This is a genomic window from Gramella jeungdoensis, assembly GCF_023805255.1.
GTDB lineage: Bacteria > Bacteroidota > Bacteroidia > Flavobacteriales > Flavobacteriaceae > Christiangramia > Christiangramia jeungdoensis.
Genome location: NZ_JAMSCK010000005.1, coordinates 38,366 through 63,208 on the forward strand (window position 1 = coordinate 38,366; position 24,843 = coordinate 63,208).

15 protein-coding genes are annotated in these 24,843 nt (G+C 40.2%); 6 read left to right on the top strand and 9 right to left on the bottom strand.

Annotated features, from left to right (window positions below):
- Nucleotide 1: 1 nt before the first annotated feature.
- The gene (locus NE848_RS13650) at nucleotides 2-2,560 is read left to right on the top strand and encodes an ABC transporter permease (RefSeq protein ID WP_252114551.1); all 2,559 of its coding nucleotides are present in this window, start codon (nucleotides 2-4) and stop codon (nucleotides 2,558-2,560) included.
- A 2-nt stretch (nucleotides 2,561-2,562) separates the two neighbouring features.
- On the opposite strand, the gene NE848_RS13655 is transcribed toward NE848_RS13650, so the two are convergent.
- From NE848_RS13655 to NE848_RS13670, 4 genes are all read right to left on the bottom strand, one after another.
- Nucleotides 2,563-3,645, bottom strand: a complete 1,083-nt coding sequence (locus NE848_RS13655) for an acyl-CoA dehydrogenase family protein (RefSeq protein ID WP_252114552.1) — start codon at nucleotides 3,643-3,645, stop codon at nucleotides 2,563-2,565.
- A 43-nt stretch (nucleotides 3,646-3,688) separates the two neighbouring features.
- Entirely contained in the window at nucleotides 3,689-5,863 is a 2,175-nt protein-coding gene (locus NE848_RS13660) for a TonB-dependent receptor (protein ID WP_252114554.1), read from the bottom strand.
- An 84-nt stretch (nucleotides 5,864-5,947) separates the two neighbouring features.
- Entirely contained in the window at nucleotides 5,948-6,412 is a 465-nt protein-coding gene (locus NE848_RS13665) for a hypothetical protein (RefSeq protein ID WP_252114556.1), read from the bottom strand.
- 289 nt (nucleotides 6,413-6,701) lie between these two features.
- The gene (locus tag NE848_RS13670) at nucleotides 6,702-8,687 is read right to left on the bottom strand and encodes a S8 family serine peptidase (RefSeq protein WP_252114558.1); all 1,986 of its coding nucleotides are present in this window, start codon (nucleotides 8,685-8,687) and stop codon (nucleotides 6,702-6,704) included.
- A gap of 335 nt (nucleotides 8,688-9,022) precedes the next feature.
- Here NE848_RS13670 and NE848_RS13675 point away from each other — a divergent pair, with 335 nt between their 5' ends.
- The 5 genes from NE848_RS13675 (at nucleotide 9,023) to NE848_RS13695 (ending at nucleotide 15,416) form a co-directional block, all read left to right on the top strand.
- Nucleotides 9,023-10,078 carry a helix-turn-helix domain-containing protein gene (locus NE848_RS13675; RefSeq protein ID WP_252114560.1) on the top strand — a complete coding sequence of 352 codons (1,056 nt, stop codon included), beginning with the start codon at nucleotides 9,023-9,025 and terminating at the stop codon, nucleotides 10,076-10,078.
- A gap of 304 nt (nucleotides 10,079-10,382) precedes the next feature.
- Nucleotides 10,383-10,577 carry a hypothetical protein gene (locus tag NE848_RS13680; RefSeq protein WP_252114562.1) on the top strand — a complete coding sequence of 65 codons (195 nt, stop codon included), beginning with the start codon at nucleotides 10,383-10,385 and terminating at the stop codon, nucleotides 10,575-10,577.
- 338 nt (nucleotides 10,578-10,915) lie between these two features.
- The gene (locus NE848_RS13685; RefSeq protein ID WP_252114564.1) at nucleotides 10,916-13,066 is read left to right on the top strand and encodes a M3 family metallopeptidase; all 2,151 of its coding nucleotides are present in this window, start codon (nucleotides 10,916-10,918) and stop codon (nucleotides 13,064-13,066) included.
- A gap of 53 nt (nucleotides 13,067-13,119) precedes the next feature.
- Nucleotides 13,120-14,679 (top strand): amidohydrolase family protein, encoded by a 1,560-nt coding sequence (locus tag NE848_RS13690; protein WP_252114566.1) that lies wholly within the window; start codon nucleotides 13,120-13,122, stop codon nucleotides 14,677-14,679.
- A 164-nt stretch (nucleotides 14,680-14,843) separates the two neighbouring features.
- Nucleotides 14,844-15,416 (top strand): pseudouridine synthase, encoded by a 573-nt coding sequence (locus NE848_RS13695; protein ID WP_252114568.1) that lies wholly within the window; start codon nucleotides 14,844-14,846, stop codon nucleotides 15,414-15,416.
- Here NE848_RS13695 and ggt read toward each other — a convergent pair.
- The 5 genes from ggt to NE848_RS13720 form a co-directional block, all read right to left on the bottom strand.
- Nucleotides 15,413-17,125 carry a gamma-glutamyltransferase gene (ggt, locus tag NE848_RS13700; protein ID WP_252114570.1) on the bottom strand — a complete coding sequence of 571 codons (1,713 nt, stop codon included), beginning with the start codon at nucleotides 17,123-17,125 and terminating at the stop codon, nucleotides 15,413-15,415. The genes NE848_RS13695 and ggt overlap by 4 nt on opposite strands.
- 60 nt (nucleotides 17,126-17,185) lie before the next feature.
- Nucleotides 17,186-17,740 (bottom strand): biliverdin-producing heme oxygenase, encoded by a 555-nt coding sequence (locus NE848_RS13705; RefSeq protein WP_252114572.1) that lies wholly within the window; start codon nucleotides 17,738-17,740, stop codon nucleotides 17,186-17,188.
- Nucleotides 17,730-18,287: a response regulator gene (locus tag NE848_RS13710; protein WP_252114574.1), complete on the bottom strand. Its 558-nt coding sequence runs from the start codon at nucleotides 18,285-18,287 to the stop codon at nucleotides 17,730-17,732. The genes NE848_RS13705 and NE848_RS13710 overlap by 11 nt, the downstream gene beginning before the upstream one ends.
- Before the next feature lie 69 nt (nucleotides 18,288-18,356).
- On the bottom strand, nucleotides 18,357-20,567 hold the full coding sequence (locus tag NE848_RS13715) for an ATP-binding protein (protein WP_252114576.1): 2,211 nt from the start codon (nucleotides 20,565-20,567) through the stop codon (nucleotides 18,357-18,359).
- A 4-nt stretch (nucleotides 20,568-20,571) separates the two neighbouring features.
- Nucleotides 20,572-24,234 (bottom strand): CheR family methyltransferase, encoded by a 3,663-nt coding sequence (locus NE848_RS13720; RefSeq protein ID WP_252114578.1) that lies wholly within the window; start codon nucleotides 24,232-24,234, stop codon nucleotides 20,572-20,574.
- Between the last annotated feature and the right edge of the window lie 609 nt (nucleotides 24,235-24,843).

A 24,843-nucleotide genomic window follows, 5' to 3' on the forward strand; every position in this document is an offset into this window, starting at 1 on the left:
AATGAAGCTTCCCAATCAAAATAACTACTCCAAGGCCGGATTTGGATGGTTGCTGAAAATGTCAATTAGGGATGGTAAAGCCAGCAGCAGAAAACTAATCCTTTTCATGGCCTCCATTATTCTGGGTATCGCGGCTGTGGTCTCTATCCAATCTTTCAGCAATAACCTTAAAAAGAACATTGCACTGCAGTCTAAAGCCCTGATGGGAGCTGATTATATAATCGATAGCGATAAAACTCCCAATAAAAGAGTCTCATTTATAATCGATTCCCTGGGCGGTCCGGAAGGAAAAGAGATCAGTTTTGCTTCTATGGCTGCCTTTCCTGGAAAGCAAGGTACAAAGCTTGTTCAGGTTCGTGGAATAGAGGGAGATTTCCCCTTTTATGGTGAACTTGAAACCGAGCCGGCTTCGGCAGCTTCAAATTATCAGGAAAAAGAAGGCGCACTGCTCGACGCCACCGTGATGTTGCAACTGGGAATCAAGCGAGGTGATAAGATCAAAATAGGAGATGTTATTCTGCCTGTTATAGGTGCTCTCAAATCGGTTCCCGGGAGTTCGGCTATCTTCAGCTCGGTAGCTCCACCGGTTCTCATACCTTATAAATTCATTGAGAAAAGTGGCCTCGTACAAACCGGTAGTCGTATCACTTATAAATACTATTTCCTTGCCGATCCAAAACTGGACATGGATAAATTCGATAAAGAACTTGATCCTATACTCGATGCAAATGACGCCGATCTGGACACCCATAAATCTACCAGTGAAAGAATGGGCCGGCGATATGAGAATTTCGGAAAGTTCCTTAATCTGGTTGCTTTTATAGCTCTCCTGCTGGGCTGTGTGGGAATTGCCAGCGCTATCCATATTTATATCAAGGAAAAATTGAAGTCCATTGCTGTTCTTAAATGCATTGGTGCGACCAAAAAACAGACTTTCCTGATTTACCTGCTCCAGATAGCTATGATTGGTCTTCTGGGAGGGATTATCGGAACTGGATTAGGATTGATACTTCAGCAATTATTCCCGTTGATCTTACAGGATTTTATTCCGGTGGACGTGGAAATCTCTTTCGCTCCGCGAGTTATTTTCATGGGATTGTTACTCGGTGTATTAATGTCCGTACTTTTTGCAATGTATCCACTTATTGGCACTTTATATGTTTCACCACTTCATACTTTAAGGGTTCAGGATGCGAGTCCTAAAAGGTCCAAAAAAGCAGGATTATTTGTTTTATCTGGCATTTTTATTTTCATATTTCTATTCTCCTTCTGGTTGCTGGAAGACTGGGAATATTCTATCTCATTTGTATTTGGAATCATAGTTACATTTTCTCTTTTGGCAGGAGTAGCGAATCTGTTTATGAAAATGATAAAGAAGTACTTCCCGTCCAGTTGGGGGTTTGTACCCAGACAAAGCCTTCTGAACCTTTTCCGGCCTCAAAACCAGACGCTCATTCTGGTACTGGCAATAGGTATAGGCACTTTTCTTATAAGTACCCTGTATTTCACCAAAGACCTGCTGTTAGCTGAAGCTTCCCTGGAAGAACAGTCCAGCAGTGCCAATATGATCCTGCTTGATGTGCAGTCGGAACAAAGCGAAGATGTCGCGGCAACTATAACCCGTCAGGATCTGTCAGTTTTGGAAAACATCCCCATCGTTACGATGAGAGTTCAGAGCCTGAAAGGCAAGCCAGTTAATGAGATAAGGACAGATACGGCATCCAGGGTAAATGGCTGGATACTCAACCATGAATTCCGAACGACCTACAGAGACACTTTGATTTCTTCTGAAGTACTGGAACAGGGCGATTGGACGGCTAAAAAACCTGAGGATGGTCCTGTACCGATTTCTGTAAGTGATAATTTTGCTGAAGATGCTAAAGTTAGTGTAGGCGATGAAGTAAGTTTCAATGTTCAGGGTGTAATCCTTAAAACCGTCGTGGGAAGTATAAGAACTGTTGACTGGAGCCGGATGCAACTCAATTTCTCCATCGTTTTTCCAACCGGAGTGCTTGAAGACGCACCCCAGTTCAGGGTTCTTACAACCAAGGTGCCCGATGAAGCCAAATCTGCTTCCCTGCAACAGGCTTTGGTAGCTGATTTTCCAAATGTGACTATTATTGATCTCAGGCAGGTTTTAAGCCTGATAGAAAGGATCCTAAACAAGATCTCCTGGCTTATCAATTTTATGGCCTTCTTCAGTATTTTTACAGGGATTATAGTTCTTATTGGTGCAGTAAGAACGAGTAAATACCAGCGTATTAAAGAAAGTGTGCTGCTGAGAACCATCGGTGCCAGAAGTAGCCAGATATTAAAAATTCTGGCTTTGGAATACCTGTATCTGGGCGTTCTGGGCGGACTCTCAGGAATACTTTTATCCCTTATCAGCAGTCAGTTATTGGGCTGGCTTGTATTTGAAACTTCTTTTGTTCCCTCGTGGGTTCCATTTTTGGTACTGTTCCCGGGAATTACACTACTGGTAATGGCAATAGGACTTGGAAACAGCATTAGTGTGATAAAAAGTCCGCCACTGGTAGTCCTTAGAAGAGAACTTACTTAAATTCAATAATCCCGAAAGATCATATGCTGGTATGCCGTTTGAAGGTCCTGCCAGCAAAGCTGAACAGGGTGATCCTTCTCCATTACTTTCATTCCGAGCAACGGAATAATTTCAGAGGTCTTGCTATAACAGAAACTGCTTAAAGCCAGACTTGCTTTTTGCACCGAATTAATATGGGAGTCCCGCTTTTTTAAATGCCCTTTCCAGCTTCCCTCTACAGCTGAATAAAAATCATCAGATAATTTCATCAGATCTCTTTCAAAATCAGACTTCACTCTTTGGATACTATGATATTTTTCAGGCTGATATTGCTGCCATATCTGCCTTTTAGCATCTATAACTTTCTGAACCTCCAGCCAGAGACTTTTGCTCAGACCTAATATCACGGGAACAAAACAAACGCGGGCGAACAGATCAAAAGGATAACTGCTAAGAGGATAATCTGAATTGGCAGGTGATTTAGAAAGATCAAAGAAATGATCTTCCGGAATCAGAACTCTATCCACAATAATTTTATGACTACAGGTAAGTCCCAACCCAATAGCATTCCAGTTCCTTTCAATTTTCACCTGATCTTTGGGTAAAACCATCGCGCTAATCCTTCCCTCTTTCAGGGTGACAGCCGTAAAAAGCGAGGCCTGTTCACTTCCACTGCAATAATCCCAGCTTCCATTAACTTTCCATAAGTCTTTTACTTTTTGAGCTTCACCTACAGGTTTCCCACTACCTGCCACCAAAGCATTCTCAGGTTTAAAATAGGATTCTCTTACTTCTTCATTAAGATAATGGGTAAAATATCCACCCCCTACTCCTATTGCCAGCAACCAGCCCCAGTTGCCATCCAGTCTGGAAGCATTCTCTATCCACTTTGCACCCGTTTTAAGATCAAGTTCAAGACCATTCAGAGAAGTTTCAATAAACATCTTGAAAAGCCTTTCCCTGTAATGCTGATCCAAAGCTTCTTTCCCCAGCTTTCCTTTTTCGAGTGTATTTTCTTTTTTAAAAAAACTTCGGAAAGCCAAATGATTAGTATCTATCCAGTCTCTATCGTTATTCTGTATAGCTTCAATAGCAGCTTTCCACATAGATCAAAATTGAAGTTGCAAATTTGGTTAAAAAACCTTTCAGTTATAAAACCTGCAGTTTAATTCCACCATTAATAACAAATCCGTCAACCGGAGCATAAATATCCTTAAACTGAGGATTGGAAATCGAACCAGTATAGATTGAGTCAAACCTGGTTTGGCGCGTATCGGTAAAATTCTCAAAATTCAGGAACAAAGAGAATTTTTCCCACTTCATTTCGGTCATCAAACCAAAGATCCAGTAATTCTCCCCCCTGCTGCCATCTCCCAACTTTTGTGGATCAAAATAATATCCCTCAAGGCCTATCACGAGTTTGTCCTCTATCTCATAGACAAGAACATTGTTTAGCCTGTTCTGAGCCACAAGCGGCATTTCTGAAGATTCACCATCATAATGCCTGTTCACATCAGCCAGGGTATGTCCTACGAAGAGTTTAAAATTGTTGTAGGACAATCTCAGGTTTGTTTCTATTCCCCTTGTATCAAGAAACCCATTTGGCTGGATATATTCAAAATTTTCGTCTGTATTTTCGGTAAGAATAAGAGGATCATCTACTCGTGTATAAAAGAAAAGTGTATTCAGGCTAAGGTCAATGGTTTCGAAAAGCTCGGTACGGTAATTCATATCAAAATTGGCTCCGTACGATCTTTCAGCTTCCGTCTTATCAACATCAATGGGCAGTACATTTTGAAACTGTATTCTTTCTGCATCCTCTGTAAAGACAGAAGGTGTCTTATAACCAAGCCCACCACCAAGTCTCGCAGTTAGATTGTCTGTTAAACTGAACATTGCCGATAATCTTGGCAGCAAGAAAGTGCCATATTCATTCTGGTAATCGAGCCTTAATCCTGATTCCAGGCTTAAAAATTTTGTTGCCTGCCAGTTGTTCTGTACAAATACACCATAGGTAAGATGATTGTAATCCACCCCTTGAGAACCAGGGTTCTGATCTTCCTTAAAGCTATCTGCCCATAAGTTTGCTCCTGCTATCCATTCAGAATCTCTATCCCCAAAACCATAGGTTACTTCATTAAATGAAGCGAACTGGTCTCCGGAGAAAACAAAGTCGGGAATACGAATTTTTCGCTCAAAGAAGCTTAGACTGTTCTTTATGTTCAGGCTTGAACCATTCTCAAATTTTTGTTCATAACCAGCCCTGGTCGTTATTCTACGGGTATTGTTTTGCTCAAAATAAGGATCCTCTACTCCGCCGTCATTTTCAATGAATTCGATATTTCCGCCTGTACGTTCTTCAATAACGGCATTAACGCCAAGATCCAGAGTAGCGTTTTCACCCGGATAATAAAAGACCCGGGGATTCAAGGTATATCTGTCAAATTCAGGAATGGCGGTGAGTCCAATATCTGCGGGATCGTAGGGGCTTCCTAAATTATAGGAAGCAAAGATGGTAGTCCCGAGTTTATCAGATCTATTTGAATAAAAAGCACTTGCGTCAAGGCCAAGGGCCGAAGTTCCGTTTAGCAGTAAATTGAGTTCCTCTTCCTCGGTAGGGGTTTTGGATACAAGATTCACCAGTCCGGCTATCGCACCTCCTCCATATAAGGTGGAGGAAGCTCCCTTTATCACCTCCACCTGTTTGAGGTCCAAAGGCACGATCTGCAGGAGACTTAAACCTCCTGAAAACCCCGAATACAGTGGGTATCCATCTTTCAATAACTGGGTATACTTCCCGTCAAGTCCCTGTATCCTAATGCTGGAATTATAGGATGTTGCTGAAGTTTGCTGTGTCTGGATGCCTGTGGTTTCATTCAGGAGCATCCGAATATCCCCGGGCTTCATATTTCCTTTTTCCCCAAGTTCTTCCCCGGAAATCACCTCCACTCTTGTTGGAAGATCTGCAATGGTACGTCTTGACCTTGTGGAAGAGATGAAGACCGCCTCCATTTGTTCTCCAGCCGGGTACAAATAGATCGTTTTAATATCGTCATCTGAAAGTGGGAAATTATAACTGGTTTCAAGAGTTTCAAAACCTATATAACTAAATACGATGGTCTTTTCTCCATCTGGAATACCGTTGATTTCGATCAAACCTTCATCATTGGCAGTAGCACCAAGGTTGCTGCCTTTAACCACAGCATTAGCTCCCTGGAGAGGAGTATTGGTTTCTCCATCTATAATACGTGCACTAAAATTATTTTGTGAATAACAGTGGCCGGAAATAAAAATTATTAAAAGCCAGAAAATTCTATGGTTCATAAGTTGATTTTATAAAGAAACCAAAAGTGTTATTCTTTTGATTATGAACCGGCAAATTTAAGGAAGTAGAGTTAAACAAGACAATTAAACCAGACTAAAGTGGTAATGTAAATCTAATAGCGAAACAACTCCATCCTTTAGGATGAGGCTATTCTTTAACTCGAAAAAAAGAATTACCTGTTCAATAAAATAAAGACTGAAGTCCACAAGCTCACCTACCATAAAAAGAAAAATAATCACCAGGCCGATAGCTTTCAGAGTTAAAATGAATGGCTTGATTAAACCTGTAACAAGCAGGGCAGATATTAAACCCAAAATTAGTCCGTTAAAAAGGGATATTTTAAGTCCAAAAACAGCTAAAGCAGTAACGCCGGATGTTGTTAGAAAGGAAGCACTTTCCATTCCTATCGGAAGAGTATCCTTTCTCTCAGTAGTCCTAACAGTTCTCTCTTTTACCGCCTGCATACAATATCCGCAGATCTTATACCTTTTGCCTATATGGCTTTTCCTGGCTCCTATACAATGCGGACAGTTTTGTGAATTGATCATGACTATTAGATTTAATAGTAGATCAAAATCTATAGAAGAAAGTGGGACACAGCCCGAGGAGTGTTTTAATAGCAGAAAGATAATATTAAATTGAACCTGAGAACAGGGGAAAAATGCCCTAAAAGAAAATCCCGTCTGGATTAATAACCGGGATTCTTAAGGATTAAAGATTATCAATACAATTTTATCGCAAAATTAATTTGGAAGACACGATGTCTACTATGGTTTTTTAGTAATTATATCAACCTTTCTAGACCATATGCCTCCCGGATTTATGATTAAAAACTGCTTAAAATTCCACAATCACTTCATTTGAACAATAAGAAGAATCAGGAATACAAATCTTAATGATTGCTGATCCACCTCCTCTACCAATATCTATGCTTTCACTCCCATCATTAGGGATGGTTATTTTTAAGCTGTTATCCATATATACCTGAACAAGTTCTGAAGTTCCTGACGGAGTCCATGAAAGATGAGCATAGGTTCTACCTTTACTTTTGGTTGTTTCAACTGATAGCTGAAGATTCACAGGTTCAGGTTCTACTGGCTCTTCAGCTAGGATATTTCTCCGAAAAGTTGAAGAACCTCCCCTGTCATCAGTTACTCTTAGTGTGACCAGATAATAACCTTCTGCACTGTAAATATGAGTTGGATTTTGCAAATTAGATGTAGTTCCATCACCCAGGCTCCATTCCCAGCCAACTATTTCCCCATCATCATCCCGGCTATAATCTGTAAAACTAAATTCTAAACCATTTGACAAATATCCAAATCTGGCAATCGGCTCTTGATTTGGAAGGAGAATAGGATCATCCACAATAACTGGTGATACGGATGCAGAGCATATATTAAAATTCACCGGGCATATCTGGAATGATGCAGGGATTTTCCCTCCCGTATTATAAAACCACAAACCATCATTGTGCGTTTCTGTAACATACTTTCCATCTATAAAAACTCTCACTAATCCTGCCGAAAAATCTCCTGGAGTATTCCAGGTAAGAGCTGCTCTAACGCTTCCTTTATCTTTATATGCCAAAACTTCAAGAACCAAAGCCGGTTCAGTTATAATTGTTTCCTGCCATAGACTATAAGCCAGATTATTTGTTCCTTCAGGCACATTCATTACAACATTCTCTGTAGAATTAGTTACTATAGCTTCATGGATCTGATTGGGTGTGGATTGTAGGTTTGTCTCAATAAACAGGGATGCAATTCCTGCCACATGTGGAGCTGCCATAGAAGTACCGCTCATATGACGTGCAGAATTATTATCTAAATGAGAAGCTGATAAAATACCAACTCCAGGAGCGAAAAGATCAACACAATTTCCATAACTCGAAAAACCAGCCATTTCATTATTGATATCACTAGCGGCTACAGTTATAGCTTGTTGTACGCGTGCCGGACTAATTTCGCAGGCGTCTGAGCCACTATTCCCAGCTGCAATAACATAGGTAATCCCCGTTTGAATGGAGTTTTTGATAGCGGTTTCTATAGGGTCCATTTCAACGGAATAGTAACCTCCCAAACTCATATTAACCACAGCAGGTTTTTGACCATTTTCGGTAATCCATTCGACTGCTGCCAGAACAACAGAATTTAACGTTCCATTCTTACAACCGAAAACACGAACAGACACCAGGTTTACATCTTTAGCCACTCCATAATTTTTTCCTCCAACTGTAGCAGCAACATGAGTTCCATGGCCATGACAATCTTCCCCAGGAGCCTGGTTAGGATCTTTTTCAAACCAGGCATCATTCTGGACAAAGTCATATCCAAGACTGGCTCTTCCTTCAAACTCTTCGTGAGAAAAATTGATTCCTGTATCCATGATATAAACAGTGACACCTTTTCCTGTGGAATTATAACTGTAAACCTGGTTAAGTAAATTATCCCTTTGATCTATCCTGTCTAAGCCCCAAACTGGAAAATCCTGCTGTGCAGATTCAAAAGAAAAATTTTCAACCTGAATATCTCTTACTACATATTCCACATTAGGATTATTTTTCAACGCATCTGCCTTTTTTTGGCTTAATTTGGCAGTAAAACCACTAAAAATTTTCCTGTATTTATAAACTACTGCTCTTTCAGGGATACCCAAATTACTTTCGAGATTATCAAGAATTTCACCGGCTTGTTCACTTTGAGCCGCTGGTTTTTCTGAGAGAACTACTATAAACCGGTCAGAATATCTAAGTTCTAAGTTAGGTGTAGCATTTAATTCTGGTTCAGCCACATCTTCCTCTATATCTACTGAACATGACATGAATCCCAAAAAAATAAGAGATGAAATCATAAAGGAAAAGAACTGCGGTATCGAACGAAAATTAAAAGTGAAAGAATACATTGTTTGACTTTTTGGTTGGTTAATAATTCCAGGAAAGTTCAAACGCTTGGGGATAAAACTAAAACAGGAGTCGAATATATGTTTTACCCGGAAACCAAAAAAGGGGAAAAACACCCTAATTATTTGATTAACAGTGTTTAATGGATTTGAATAGAGTGATTTAGTATAAGTTTAACTGATATTTTTATGTTAAAATATTAATCTAGTCTTACTTTTAAATAGCCTTAAGAATACATATCTAAGCAACCTGAAAAATGAAAACCTATCATTTAGAGTTAAATGATGTTGATGATTTTATTCCTGAATTTGCAAATGAATTAGGAGTCAGTTATAGTGAACACCTCGGGGAATTCAATATTACGGTCCCACAAAAAAAAGGTGAGGGAGAGATAAGGGGCATTAATTTCCCTAACGGGATAGGACTTTATTCCTATCACTGTAAATTCTATGAAGACATAAAACTCAAACTTTCCCTTCCAAATATTAAACCTATCCGATTCCTTTATTGTATAGAAGGCGAATTAGATAGTTATTTCCATAATAATGAAGATTTCGTAACTATAAAAAATCATCAATTCCTTATCGCGGCTCCAAAGGATGCCGAGACACATAATCTTGTTTTTAAAAAAGATACTGAGATAGCTCTTTGTTATCTTGAAATAGATCGCTTAAAGTTTCAGCAATATTTCTCTTTTGATCTGAACCAATTAGAACCTATTTTCTATAAGATATTTAGTGATACTAAAGCCAAACACAGGATTTCGAAGTCGGGTAGCTTTAGTCTTAAAACTGCTGAGACGATCAAGGAGATAAAAAATTGTGAGATTGACGGTTTTCCCAGGGTTAATTTTATCGGTGCTAAAGCCTTAGAAATATTAAGCTATATGCTTACCCGTTTTAAAAAGGAAAAGCAAATTTTCCAGAATAAAGAACTGAGGGAAAGAGATATGAAGGCGGTAGAAAAAGTGGTTGAATACATAGACTGCAATATTTCAAAGGTTGGAACAGTTAATGATCTGGCTAAAATAGCGGGTATGAATTCCAATAAGTTACAAGAGGCCTTCCAGATAATCTACGGTAAAACAGTAAATGAGTATTTAAGGGATATACGTCTTACCAAAGCGCTTAACATGCTTACATCGGGAAATAGAAATGTTAGTGAGGTGGTTTATGAACTGGGGCTCTCAAGCAGGAGTTATTTTTCCAAGATATTTAAAGCCAAGTATGGTATCTCTCCAAGAAGGATTCTTTCCCGGCAATCTAAAAGCCGACCCAAAGCCTTGAAGAATAAAGGTCCCGAAACCCCGTAAACAACTGATTAATATTTAATTAACTTTAAATTGTCCATATATAAAGGGGAATAATCCCCTTTTCCAGCATGTGTCTTTCGAGTACTTTAGTATCAGAAATTCACCTCCCATATTTAATGCCCCCGCATTATTAAACAGTAATTCGATATTAATATCTGAAAATCAAAAATTCCTCCTTGAAATAAATCATCATTCATCAATTAACACTTTTACATCATGACAGCTTTTTCAAACATCGCCGAAGGCTTTAGCTCACTAAACGAAGGAAACCTGACTCACCACAAACCTTTTTTAAACCAAAGAAATGGATCTGGTAGAAGTTCTTGGTACAACCGAAGAAAATTCGGAATCTAATTTCATCAATTTTCATCAATCATCATTCATCACAAATTCATCGATCATGAAAGCGCATATCAAAATCAACATCAAACAACAGCCTAGGGGTATGCATAATGGCTTAGTATTGAGAAGGCTGGCAGAAACTGTAGTTATCAGGTGAAAATCCGGCTTTCCAACTGAAAACCTGAGGAACCACGAAGGGGGAATCATTCATCAATCAGATTTTAAACTTGAAAGACGTTCTTTCATGACCCTCACAGTAAGAACACCTCAGATATTTGAATTAGTCATTTTAGGATGTCGGATTTTCATCAGATAACAAACATCAATCATCATATCTCATTCAATCATCACATCTGTTTCTTTTTATGAAAAGTGCCCGGGGTTCATCACCTCAGGGTACTTTTTCATTAAGGGATAATCCCATTTCAACAAAAAAGACATCTCTTAAAATCCCATTTGTTCGTATATTCAGGCCAAGTTTAATCAAATCACAAAATGAACCGACAAATCAGGAAAGGCCTGGGTTTCTTTATCCTTGCCGCTATTCTTGGCTGTGCCGACAGTCCCGAAACAAAAAACGAAAATGAACCTATGAACAACCCTTTATTAGCTGAATGGAAAGGACCTTATGAAGGAGTACCCGCATTCGATGAAATGGAAGTGGATCTTGTAAAACCTGCGATTAGAAAGGGTATGGAAATGCATCTTGCCGATATAGACAGGATCGCAAGTAATTCTGAAGAACCCACTTTTGAAAATACCATTGTTCCTATGGAAAAAGCAGGCAAAGAGCTGGAAAGAGCCTTTGTTTATTACGGTATTTACAGCAGTAATGTCTCTTCCCCCGAGTTCCGTGAAGTCCAGAAAGAACTGGCTCCGGAGATATCTGAGTTCTATTCAAAAATCAGTCAGAACACCGAGCTTTTTAAAAGGATAAAAGCCGTATACGAAAAATCGCAGAAAGAGCCCTTACCGGAAGCAGAACAGCGTACGATAGACCTTATATATGAGGAGTTTGCAATGCAGGGAGCGAACCTGAACGAAGAAGACAAGAAACGATATGCAGAAATAAACAAGCAGCTTTCTGAACTATATACGCAGTTTTCCAATAATGTGCTTGCCGATGAAGAGAACTATGTGATCTACCTTGAAGAAGATCAGCTTGGAGGTCTACCCGAATCCTATATAAAATCGGCTGCCAAAGCCGCTGCCGATCGGGGAAAGGAAGGGAAGTATGCAGTTACCAATACAAGATCTTCAATGGATCCGTTCCTAACCTATTCTACAGAAAGAGAGCTGCGTGAAAAAGTGTGGAGGAATTATTATTCCAGAGGTGATAACAATGATGAATTCGACAATAATGAGATCATTTCAAAGATCCTGAAGTTGCGGGATGAACGTGTTGAGCTTTTGGGATATGATAATTATGCCCAGTGGAGACTGCAGAACAGAATGGCCAAAAATCCTGAAAATGCCATGGATCTTATGATGAAGGTCTGGCCGGCTGCCCTGGCGAGGGTTGAAGAAGAAGTTACCGACATGCAAAAAATAGCCGATGCTGAAGGGGCAAATATCACGATCAAACCCTGGGATTATCGTTTCTATGCTGAAAAAGTAAGGAAAGGAAAATATGATCTTGACAGCGAAGAAGTAAAGCAGTACCTGGAACTTGGAAATCTCACGCAGGCCTTATTCTTTACAGCGGGAGAATTATTCAATTTCAATTTCACTCCCGTAGAAGAGGGAACTGTACCCGTATTTCATGAAGATGTAAAAGTCTGGGAAGTGACCGATAAGGATTCTGGAGAGATCATCGGCTTATGGTATCTCGATCCTTATGCCAGACAGGGCAAAAGGTCTGGAGCATGGGCCACCACCTATCGCGCCTATACAAAACTTGAAGGAGAGAAACCTGTGCTGGCTTCAAACAACTCCAATTTCATAGAACCGGCGCCTGGTGAGCCCGTTCTGGTTTCCTGGGACGATGCAGAGACTTTCTTCCACGAATTTGGCCACGCCCTTCACTTCCTTTCAGCCAATGTAAAGTATCCAACCTTGAATGGCGGTGTTAGGGATTATACCGAATTCCAGTCACAATTGCTGGAAAGATGGCTATCTACAGATAAGGTGATCAATCAATTTCTAAGACATCATGAGACGAATGAAGTGATCCCTGAAGAACTGGTAAAGAAGATTAAGAAAGCTTCTACCTTCAACCAGGGTTTTGCGACCACCGAATTTTTAGCTTCGGCTATTATGGATATGAAATATCATACTACCGATCCCGAGAATATAGATCCCGATAAATTTGAAAGGGAAACCCTTAAGGAGCTAAATATGCCTGAGGAGATCGTGATGCGTCATCGTACTCCTCACTTTGGTCATGTATTTTCCGGGGAAGGTTATGCCGCCGGGTATTACGGATATCTGTGGGCAGATGTGCTTACCTCTGATGCTGCCGAGGCATTCGCGGATGCTCCGGGCGGATTCTATGACAAGAAACTGGCTCATAAACTGGTAGAATATCTGTTTGCGCCTAGAAATGCTATGGATCCTGCTGAAGCCTATAAGAAATTCCGCGGAAGAGATGCAAAGATCGATGCTTTAATGAGGGATCGTGGTTTCCCTGTACCGAAAAATAATTAACCAATATTCACCCCGAAAGATTTCGGGGTGTTTCTTTATAAATTAATACTCAAATGAAAAAGATATACTTTCTCTTTCCCCTTCTTTTTGCGGTCATACACACTTCTGTTTCGCAGAATAAAGGTGAAGGCCCTTTTAATCAGCTTATCATAAGAGGAGTTACCCTTATTAACGGAAACGGAGCTCCGCCATTAGGTCCTGTTGATATTACAGTAGAAAACAATAAGATCACAGGAGTTCATAATGTAGGTTATCCCGGTGTGGAAATCGATGAATCAAAAAGACCTGAATTGAAAGAAGGTGGACGTGAACTGGATGCCAACGGTATGTACCTTTTGCCAGGATTCATTGATATGCATGCCCATATTGGTGGCAAGGCGCAGGGAGCAAGTCCTGAATATGTTTTTAAGCTATGGCTCGCCCACGGAGTCACCACCGTTCGGGAAGTTGGAGGACCGGGTATTGACTGGACCCTGGACCTCAAGGAAAAAATAAAGGCTAAGGAACTGGCAGGTCCCAGGATCATTAGTTACACCGTTTTTGGCTCCGGAAAAAAAGAACCTATTACTACAACTGACGAAGCGCGGGAATGGGTAAGAAAAAATGCCGAAAGAGGAGCTGACGGGATAAAATTCTTTGGAGCTTCTCCTGAGATCATGAAGGCCGCTCTCGACGAAAACGGAAAACTTGGTAAAGGTTCTGCCATGCACCACGCGCAATTGAGTGTGGGACGATGGAATGTACTCAACTCTGCAAAAGCCGGGTTAACCTCTATGGAACACTGGTACGGATTGCCGGAAGCGCTCTTTGATGACCGCACGGTACAGGATTATCCCCTGGATTATAACTATCTGAATGAACAGCACAGGTTCGCGGAAGCTGGCAAACTATGGAAGCAGGCCGCTGGTCCGGGATCGGAACACTGGAATGAGACCATGGATACTTTGCTTGCCCTGGATTTCACCCTTGATCCTACTTTCAATATTTATGAGGCCAGCCGGGACCTTATGAGAGCAAGAAGAGCCGAATGGCATGAGACCTATACCCTTCCCTCTTTATGGGAGTTCTATCAACCCAGTAAAATATCTCATGGTTCGTACTGGCACTATTGGGGGACTGAAGAAGAAGTGGCATGGAAAGAAAACTACAGGATCTGGATGGAATTCGTTAATGAGTATAAGAACCGTGGTGGAAGGGTGACTACAGGCTCTGATTCGGGATTCATATTTCAGCTTTACGGGTTTGCCTACGTTCGAGAACTCGAGTTACTACGGGAAGCCGGTTTCCATCCACTCGAAGTTGTAAGAGCCGCAACACTTAACGGTGCTGAGGCTTTGGGAATGGATGATAATCTCGGAACCGTTGAACCCGGTAAACTGGCAGATTTTGTAATCGTGGAAGAAAATCCGCTACAGAATCTTAAAGTGCTTTATGGAACGGGTGCTATAAAACTCACTGAAAATAATGAAGTGGTTCGCGTAGGCGGGGTTAAATACACCATCAAGGATGGTATCATCTATGATTCAAAAGCCCTGCTAAAGGAAGTCGAAGAAATGGTTGCGAAAGAAAAGGAGGAGCAGAATTTCGAAATCACCCAGCCTGGAATGGATTAATTGATTATTAAAGAGAGAGGCTGACTAAAAAGTAAACTCAGGCGTCATTACGAACGAAGTGAAGTAATCTGTTTTTTGATTACCATTATGTAAAGATTGCTTCATTCCTCGCAATGACCGTAAAACAACTTTTTAGACAGCCTCTTTTTTTCTATTTTCGGTCTATGCACAGGCATTTCAAGATATATAAACCATACGGCTATCTCAGTCAGTTCATTACCAATCAGAAGAAGCCCGGCAAGCACAAACTGCTGGGAGAGCTCTATGATTTCCCGGAAGGCACCATGGCTGTTGGTAGACTTGACAAAGATTCAGAAGGCCTTTTGCTGTTAACTACCAACGGAAAACTGAGCACTAAGATCACTGCCGGAAATTCAGAAAAAGAATATTATGTTCAGGTGGATGGCGAGATCACATCAGAGGCAATACAAAAACTTCGGGAGGGAGTTGATATAAGCATTAATGGCAAAAAATACCGTACACTTCCATGTAAGACTGAAAAGCTTTTGAATATTCCTAATTTTCCGGAAAGAGCTAAAAAGGTCAGGGATGAAAGGCACGGGCCAAGCAGCTGGGTTAGCATCACACTCACCGAAGGAAAATTCCGCCAGGTAAAGAAAATGACGGCGGCTGTGGGTTTCCCAACCTTAAGACTTGTAAGGGTGCGTATCGCCAATGAAAAACTTGACGGTATGAATTCAGGAGAAGTGAGGGAATTAAAAGAAGTGAATCTTTAGTATCCAACAGCCTTTCCATCATAGCTTCGGCTATCGGCAGCTCCATATATCATCCCCGTTTCATGATCAATATAGATACCCATTGCCTGCCCCTGAACGGACCTCAGCTCGATTTTATGTCCCATTTCTTCATAGATCCTTTTAGTATCCGGTGAAAACCCCCAATCCTCAAACCGGGTCACATCGGGTAACCACTGGTGATGTATCCTTGGTGATTCTATGGCCTCAGCAATATTCAGTTCATAATCTATGACATTCACAATTACCTGTAAAACGGTGTTTATAATGGTACGTCCACCCGGCGAACCTATGATTAGAACCGGCTTCCCGTCTTTTGCTACGATTGTGGGGCTCATACTGGAAAGCATTCTTTTTTCCGGTTCTATCTGGTTAGGTTCTGTTCCTATTAATCCCCTGGTATCGGTGTGACCTGGAATTGGATTGAAATCTCCCATTTCATTGTTCAATAAAAAACCTGCACCTTTCACAACGATTTTGGATCCATAGGAATGTTCCAAAGTGTAGGTAAGCGAAACCGCATTTCCTTCTGCATCTACTATCGAAAAGTGGGTGGTTTGAGGGCTTTCATATATTAAATGAGCCTCCGAAAAATTCGCTGAATCACTCACAGAAGCATTGTGTAACTGAATGGTATTACGAAGATCTGCCGCATATTCCTTCGAAGTTAGCTTTTCTAATGGCATATCCTCATTAAAATCTGGGTCGCCCAGAAACAAAGCCCTGTCTGCATAGGCCCTTCTCATCGCTTCTGTTAAAAGATGAATGCTTTCCGCAGAATTATGGCCTTTTTCACTTAGGTCAAAACCTTCCAGAATATTCAGCATTTCAATTAATACCGTACCTCCGGAACTTGGTGGAGGCATTCCAATAATTTCATAGCCCCGGTATAAGCCCTTTAATGGCTCAAGTTCCTGAGCTTCATAATTACGAAGATCCTCGCGGGTAATAATTCCTCCTTCCGATTTCATAAAATCGGCCAGCAACCTGGCTGTTTTTCCTTTATAGAATCCGTCAGGTCCTTTATCCCTAATACGCTTTAATGTTTCGGCAAGATCTTTCTGAACCAGAATATCACCAGCTTTTAAAGCCGTCTTTTCATCCTTAAGAAAGATTCTGGCTGTAGATTCATAGTCTTCCTTATTTGCCAGCAGCCAGGTTGAAAACCCTTCTATTTCCGGACTTATAGCAAATCCCTTTTCGGCAATCTCAATTGCGGGTTGTACGAGGTCTGCCCACTTTAACTTTCCATATTTCTGATGGGCTTTATATAAACCGGCTACGGTACCGGGAACTCCAACTGCGAGAATGCCTTCATGATTGGAATTATCCCTTATTTTTCCATCCTCATCAAGATACATGGTCTTTGTAGCGGCCAATGGAGCCTTTTCTCTAAAATTGAAAGTAGTAGATTTCCCATTAGCACCATGATAAACCAGGAAACCTCCTCCTCCAACATTACCCGCTGCCGGTAAGGTAACCGCTAAAACGAAGGCTGTGGTAACTGAAGCATCTACCGCCGAACCACCGCGTTCCAGGATGTCCCGACCAGCTTCAGAAGCCAGATAATGGCTGCTTGATACCATCCCATTTTCAGCACGGGCAGGAATTCGGCCACCCTGAGCACTGGCAGGAAGCCAATTTGAAAAGATTAAAAAGAAAAAGAAAATAATTCTGGATTTGAAGAGCATATAGTAGAAGTTTAGAAACTAAACTTAACTAATTTTTCCAAACCTACAGAATAAAGAATTCTAACAATTAGAAAACTCTACATTAAAGGCCTTTTCAAAAAGTTTGAATGTTTCTTTGGCTTTATTGGCGGCAAGCTCTTTTTCTTTTTCTGTAAATTCTCTTGAACGCAGGAATTTTAAAAATTCATTCCAGCCTTTTATACTATCCCTGGTTCCATTAAAGAAAGTTTGCTCAGGTAGGTTCTTAAGAGAATCACATTTTTTTACCTCCTTGCCTATGATCATTCCACCCATGGCTGAACCTTCAATAACATAGGCCGCGCCTATTGCTTCGGCTTCATTCTTGCAACTGAATTCAAATAAGGATTCAGAATCCAAATTTGTCATCCCCATTTCTGAAAGGTCATTTTTAAGCTTTTCCGACTTATCTTGGCTTTGGCCCGGGATAAATTCAAGCAGCTGATCTTCCACCGTGCTATAAGCTAAATAATTCTGGTATAGCAGTAGTTTATATTCGTCAAGATTGATAGAATGATCCACGATCTTGTTGGCCAGATTCTCTCCCTCCAGTTTCTTATGCAGTTCGGCTGTAGCCTCTCTTAATCTATTCAGCATCGTCATCTACTTTGAACTTGTTCATCGCTGCCTTAATCTTTTTAATATTCTCTACCTGCTCGGCATTATCGGTATGGATCTTATCCAGATAATCGTAGATCTGATTCACAGTGATCTTGTTATTTCTAATACGCTCCCTTAGTTCATCCCTGGCAACCATATTCACCACCACCTTTTTCAGGAAAGGTTCCAGCTTTTCAGCCAGATTGTTCATATGTTTTTTCAGAATATAGCCAGAAGCACCACTGAGAATGGTATTCGCTGCGAGCTCTTCATCATGAATAGTTCCCGTAATAAAAATAAAATCAATATTACTGTCAAAATCCTTAACCAGCTCCATAACATCGAGGCCTGTGCAATTAGGTAAATTATAGTCTGAAAGTACCACATCTGGTGCGAAATTCACGAGATGGGTTTTACAATCTTCCAGATTATCTGTAACCTCAACAACAGGATCTTCCACTATTTTTTGGATTTGCCTTTTGATGAGATTTGCATCCGTATCAAGATCTTCTACTAGTAATATTCGAAGGGATGTTTTGATCATTGGGTAATTAATTCAGAAATCGGGAATACGAAAATATTACAAACCCGAGTTTCTGGCAATTTTGATCTGTTAAACATGAAAGTAAAATGCAGTGCCTTTTCCAGGTTCACTTTCAGCCCAGATCCTGCCGTTATGTTTTTCAATTATCTTTTTCACAATGGCCAGACCAATTCCGGTTCCTTTAAAACCGTCTCCTGAAAACCTAGAAAAAAGATTGAAAATATCTTCCTTGTGTTTTGGGTCAAAGCCAATTCCATTATCCTTAACATAGTAAGTGGTCTTTCCTTCAAAACCCCTGGCCCCAATTTCAATCTCGGGGCGGTCTTCCTTTTCAGAATATTTTAAAGCATTGGTAATAAGGTTGGACCATACCTGCTGCATCATCCTTTTATCTGCCATCATCCGGGGCAGGTCTTTATCCATGTGGATCTTTGTATTTGGATAATTGGTTTTAGTGTTGAAGGACTGCAATATATCTTCAACCAAATGATTTACCGAAAAGATACCTTTATCCAGGCTCTGACCTGAAACGCCGGCAAATGAAAGAATGTTATCTATGAGTTCCTGCATTTCCCTTGTAGAACTGAGAATCGTATCTACTGCCTGCTGCCCATCTTTCTCCAGGCTATTGTAATGATCTTCCTTAAGTATATGGGCATAACCGTCTATACCCCGTAAAGGCGCCTTAAGATCATGGGAAAGTCCCTGACTAAAAAGTTCAAGTTCATCATGGGCCTCCAGTAATTGCTGATTAAGCCTGTCTATCTTTACCTTTTGTTTTTCCAGAATGATATTACTTAAACTCTCTCTAATGGCTCTGGCCGCACTTATCTGGTAATCCAACCATGGATCGGATACTCCCGTTAGCTTTTGCGTCCATTTCTCAAAGGACTTTCGGGGCGTCATCCTTTGTTTTTCTTCATCAAAACTCGCTTTCTTATCTGGATTACCTCCCCAGCTAACGTTCTGAACCACTTCTGGCCTGAACCACATAAGGAAGTCTTTATTGCTTCTACCCAGTTTCACACTTAATATACCTGAAGCCACATCAAGAAATTCCCTTGCAGGTTCATGAAATTTAGTGAGGTTTTTAGTAAAGTAGACCGAATCGTCCTGTTTGGATAGAAATTCTTCAACCAATCTCTTTACCTGTTTTTTAGAAGGCGTACTTCCAACCAGGCGCATCTTCCCTCCCAGAATAATGGCTCCTCCCTCGCATTCCATTAAATCGGTAAAAAGCACCTTCTGCTCTGAGAGTCCTTTTTTGATCTTCCCTTCAGATTCTATCTGAACCACAAGGTCTCCTCTGATAGATTCCCATTCTTCAAGCTTAGCAATATATCTATTGGTTTCCTTGAGAGTAAGTTCATTGGAAAATATCTGGGTTAGGAATTCACAGGTTTGCCTGTGATAGTAATTGATATATTTTGCTGAATAGTGATGGCATGCCAAAAGGCCCCACAACTTACCGTTACTTATCAATGCCGCGGTAAGGGAAGCGCCAACCTTCATATTCTTGAGATATTCGATATGAATTGGTGACACTCCTCTAAGTTCAGACTTTGAAAGATCCAGAGGTTCTCCATTTATTGGGGAAAGTTCCGGTTCTATAGGTACGGGCTCATAATCAACGTTCGTAATGATACGAACGCGGTGTTTCATAAATAATTCACGGGATTGTTTAGGGATATCACTTGCCGGGTAATGCAAACCCAGCCAACTTTCCAAATCCTGTTCCTTTTCCTCGGCTATGACCTCTCCGTTCCACTCTTCATCAAACTTATAGACCATTACACGATCGTAACCAAATATATCCTTGGTTATCTTTGCCGCGTCTGCACAAAGATCTTCGGGTGTTTCTGAGGAACCCAGAGTATTTAGAATACTGGTAAGTTGCCTCTGATATTCATAAGGATTATAATCACTTCGGGCAGGCTCAAAATCAAGAATAAGACTATCTTCTGAAATATGAGGGATCATCACAAAATCCCTGTCATTTATTTTCACTTCTTTTACCTCAGGCCTTTCCTCTTCATTTTTCAAGGTTTCAAGCTCACTGGCTCTCTTCTCTCCTATCAAAGCCCCCAGAGGTTTAGAAAGTAGTTCGTGATAAGGCGCTCCAAAAAATTCCTCAGAATTCCTTCCTATTTGAGTAATATCAAGGCTTACTTTATCACAGGCTACAATTACACCATGGGACTGGGATTTACCAATAATGTGAATGGGTTCCTTATCACAGTTGGTCATATCTACCTTTTCAGGATAGCTTATTTGGGGCATATAATTAGTTGGCTTTTAATTTGAAATAAAAGGTGCTCCCCACTCCTTCCTGAGAGTCAACCCAGATAGTACCTTCATGTAAAAGGACGATCTTCTCCACATGGGCCAAACCAACACCGGTCCCGTTCATATCTTCATTGCCGGGAACACGATTAAAGATGGTGAATATGTTTCGCTGATCCTCTTTTGAGATACCCATCCCATTATCAACTATTGAAAATACCCAGTATTTATCTTCTTTATAAGCCGAGATACGGATCTCCGGTTTTCTTCCTTTGGGAACATATTTTATGGCATTACTTATAAGATTTTGGAAAAGTAACCTTAGTTCAACCTCATACCCTTTAAGTTTAGGAAGCGCTCCGGTATGTATCTGTGCGCCCGTATCTTTCATACTTTTACCAAGATCATATTTTACTACCTCAACAATCTCCTTGGTATCAACAAGGGTTTTCTTGCCATTCTTACCAATCCTGGAGTGTTCCAGTAAGGCGCGTATCTGTGCCGAAAGCCTGTCTGATGCGTTTTTGATATACTTGATATAATTCTCTCCCTTTTCATCCAGTTTACTGGCATACATTTTACCAAGAACATCACTACCGAATTTAATGGTAGAAAGTGGCTCCTGAAGGTCATGAGAACATATGGAAACAAACTGTTCCAGATCTCGGTTTGCCCTTTCCAGGTCATTCTTCTGCTCTCGCAGCTGTTCCTGGGCTTTCTTGAGAGCTGAAATATCCACGCAAGTATAACGTATAGTCTTAAGATGGTTCTTTTCGTCTTTTTCGGCGGTGGCATTCAGGATAACAGGAAGAACTCTTTTCTTCTTGGTAAGCATATTCTGCTCAAGATTTACAAGCTCCCCAGATTTCTTTATGTTGGACTTAAGCTTTAAAGCTGAAAGCTTGGAGTCTTCATCAAATAGTTCATATATAGGTTTGCCAATAAGCTCCTCTTTCTTCTCATATCCAAGTTTCTGAATCGCTTTCTTGTTGCATTGTACAATCTCTGAACTTTTTGGATCTACACTAATATGCAATACGGGATCGTCTTCATAGAAAGATTTGAAACGCTTCTCACTCGCCATTAATTTCTCCTTGGATTTCTGGATAGTCTCGATATCAATAAAGGAGATCACTACTCCATTTATCTTGTTATCTGAATCCATATAAGGAGATATACGTTGCAGATAGTTCTTACCTTCTCTCGAAACTATTGGTTTTTCAAGCACCTTTCCTGTATCAAGTACTTTTTCACAGCGATCAAGGAAACTCTGCTTTCGGCTTAGGCCAAAACTATTTGTGAAATTATCGATAGGCCTGCCAATATCACCATTGATCAGACTGAAATGCTTCTTAATCGCCGGAGTGAATTTTCGAATCTTCAGATTTGAATCCAGGAATATCACACCAATATCGGTACTTTTCAGAAGGTTATTCATATCAGCATTCAGGGCTGCCAGATCGTCCATCTTCTGAATATTCTCTGCATTTACGGTGTTAATTTCCTCATTTACACTTTGAAGCTCCTCATTGGTACTCTGAAGTTCCTCGTTAGAGGCCAGTAGTTCCTCGTTGGCAGCCTGTAATTCCTCGTTACTGGTTTCAATCTCTTCAAGAGAAGTTTGTAGATCTTCTTTTGTCTTCTTTAACTCCTCTTCAAGACTGGCTACATATTCTTTGGTTTGATTTGAAGGACTTACTTTTGCAATCTCCTCAACTTCTTTAAGGTTAAGTTCCTTTTCAACAAAAGTGATCACATAGTTGGTCTCCCCTTCTATACTATGATCTGTAAAAGGCTTGATGATAATATCAGCCCCGATTTTTTTGTTTTTCTGGTTTATCACCGCATCGCGGTAAACTACTTTTTCCTTGTTCTTATGAGCTCTATTGAAGGAAGACTGCACGATATACTTCAGATCGCTATCCAGCATATCCAGAAGATTGATGGAAAATCCGCTAACTGGCAGATTCGCATATTTCCTGAATTCTCCCACAGCCTGAAGTATATTATAATCTGTGTCCACAAAAAGTGAGGCTCCTCCAAACTGTTCAAGAATGGTTTCGTTCAACTCATTCTGAAGTTTTTGCCGAATTGGATTAGAGTGAGACCTGAAAATCTTTCTTTCCGGGCCTGACCTGTTCTCCAGCAATTTGGTAGTCTTTGCACCCATGGCAGAAGCATGACTAATGCCATTTTTAAGTCTCTTACTAGGTTCTATATTCTTATAGATCTTCCATCTACGGTCAATTTCAGAGAAATTGTCTTTATGACTGTGTACACTTTCACTAGTACCCAAGACCAGTACTCCATTTTTCTTCAATGCATAATGAAGCATATTAAGAGCTTTCTTCTGAATGCTGTTCTGGAAATATATAAGAAGGTTTCGGCAAACCACCATATCCATATTACTGAATGGTGGATTCTTAATAATATTATGCTGGGAGAATATTACCATTCTCCTTATTTTCTCAATGATCTGGTAGCTATTGGATTTGCTTAGAAAATACTTAAGTAGCATTTCCTTTGAAACATCTGCCACAATACTTTCAGGATATATACCTTTACTACCAATATCAAGATGTGGCTGAGATATATCGGTGGCAAATATCTTGATTTCCAGGTCCTTTTCCTGCTTCTCCATTTCTTCATGCAGACACATGGCAAAAGAATAGGCTTCTTCTCCCGTACTACAACCAACATCCCAGACTTTTAAAATATCCCCGTCCTCTTTTTCGGAAATCATTTTTGGGAAAACTTCAGTCTTAAGTACTTCCCATACCTTTTCATCACGAAAGAATTTGGTGACTCCAATAAGGAATTCCCTGTATAGGATCTCAACCTCTTCTTCCTCGCTTGTGAGATAGTTATAATATTCAGAGAGGTTCTTACACTTACAAATATTCACCCTTCTGGCAACTCTTCGTGCCAGGGTCGCATATTTGTACTCCCTGAAATCCAACCCCGCCTTCTCATCAATATAATTAAGGATCTTATTAAGCTCCTGTTCATCATACTGAACATCCCCATCTTTGAAATGAAATATTGGAGGAGTGGAAATAAATTCTTTCAACTCTGGTCCCATTTCTGAAACCGGGAGTATATAATCTACAAGTCCCGTGTTAATGGCACTATTGGGCATTCCATCAAACTTGGCTTCAGTAGGCTCTTGTACCATCACCATCCCGTCATTCTCCTTAATAGCTCGCACACCTCGCGTTCCGTCACTACCGGTGCCGCTTAAAACTATACCTATGGCCCTTTCCTTTCTCTGTTTAGCCATGGATTCAAAGAACATGTCTATAGGAAGGTTGAGGATCTGGCTTTTTGGTTTCTCTTTAAGGTGAAGAATATCATCTTCCAGTATAAGGTTATTGGCCGGGGGTATCAAATAAATATGCCCAGGTTTCACCTTCATTTGGTCAGATATCTGTACGATGGGAAGATTAGTATTCTTTTTAAGGAGTTCTCCCATCATACTTTTATAATCGGGAGATAAATGCTGAATTACCACATAAGCGTTCTTATCATCAGCCGGAATGTTCTTAAAGAATTTTTTAAGGGCCTCCAATCCCCCGGCACTTGCCCCAACGGCAATAATTCTTGCCTGATCGGCTATTTTATCTTTTGTAGTATCAGCCTTTGGCCTCTCTTTAAAATTTTTCATTAACTAGACTGTAGTAGGTTTTTGTTTATAATCAATAAAGATTATCAGGAAGCGGTAATTATAATTAAATTTTCCTTTACTCCTTATTCCATATCACATATTTATTGAGTCAAATGCTTAGTATTTCCTATCATTTCGACACAATTGCCCCATTAAGAGAAAATTCCATGCCAAATAATTTTGGGGGGCTATAAAATCATCTCTTCTCACCATTCACAAGCCTGACAGATTTGCAGGATTTTGCCAAATATGCAAATAATTATCCTTGGAAATCTAATTCAGAAATAAATAACATTTTTTTAAGAAATAAGCCTTAAAAACAATTTTCAGCATTAGCATCCTGAATTACACATTCTTAATTTAGAGAAGTTAATCCCCACTTTTTATTAATATGAATCCACAATTATTATAAAATCATCAATAAAGACGAAGTTGATTTTAAGATATTTTACAAGAATTTATGTTTTTATTAGTGCAAGCTTCAATAAAATCGAACTAAATTATTGGTTCAAAATTCGGTTCATAATCCTGAAAATGCTTTATCGCATGGTCTTTGCGCCAAGTGTGCCGAATTAGATGGCAGAAAGCCTCAAAAAAAATTTAGAACCA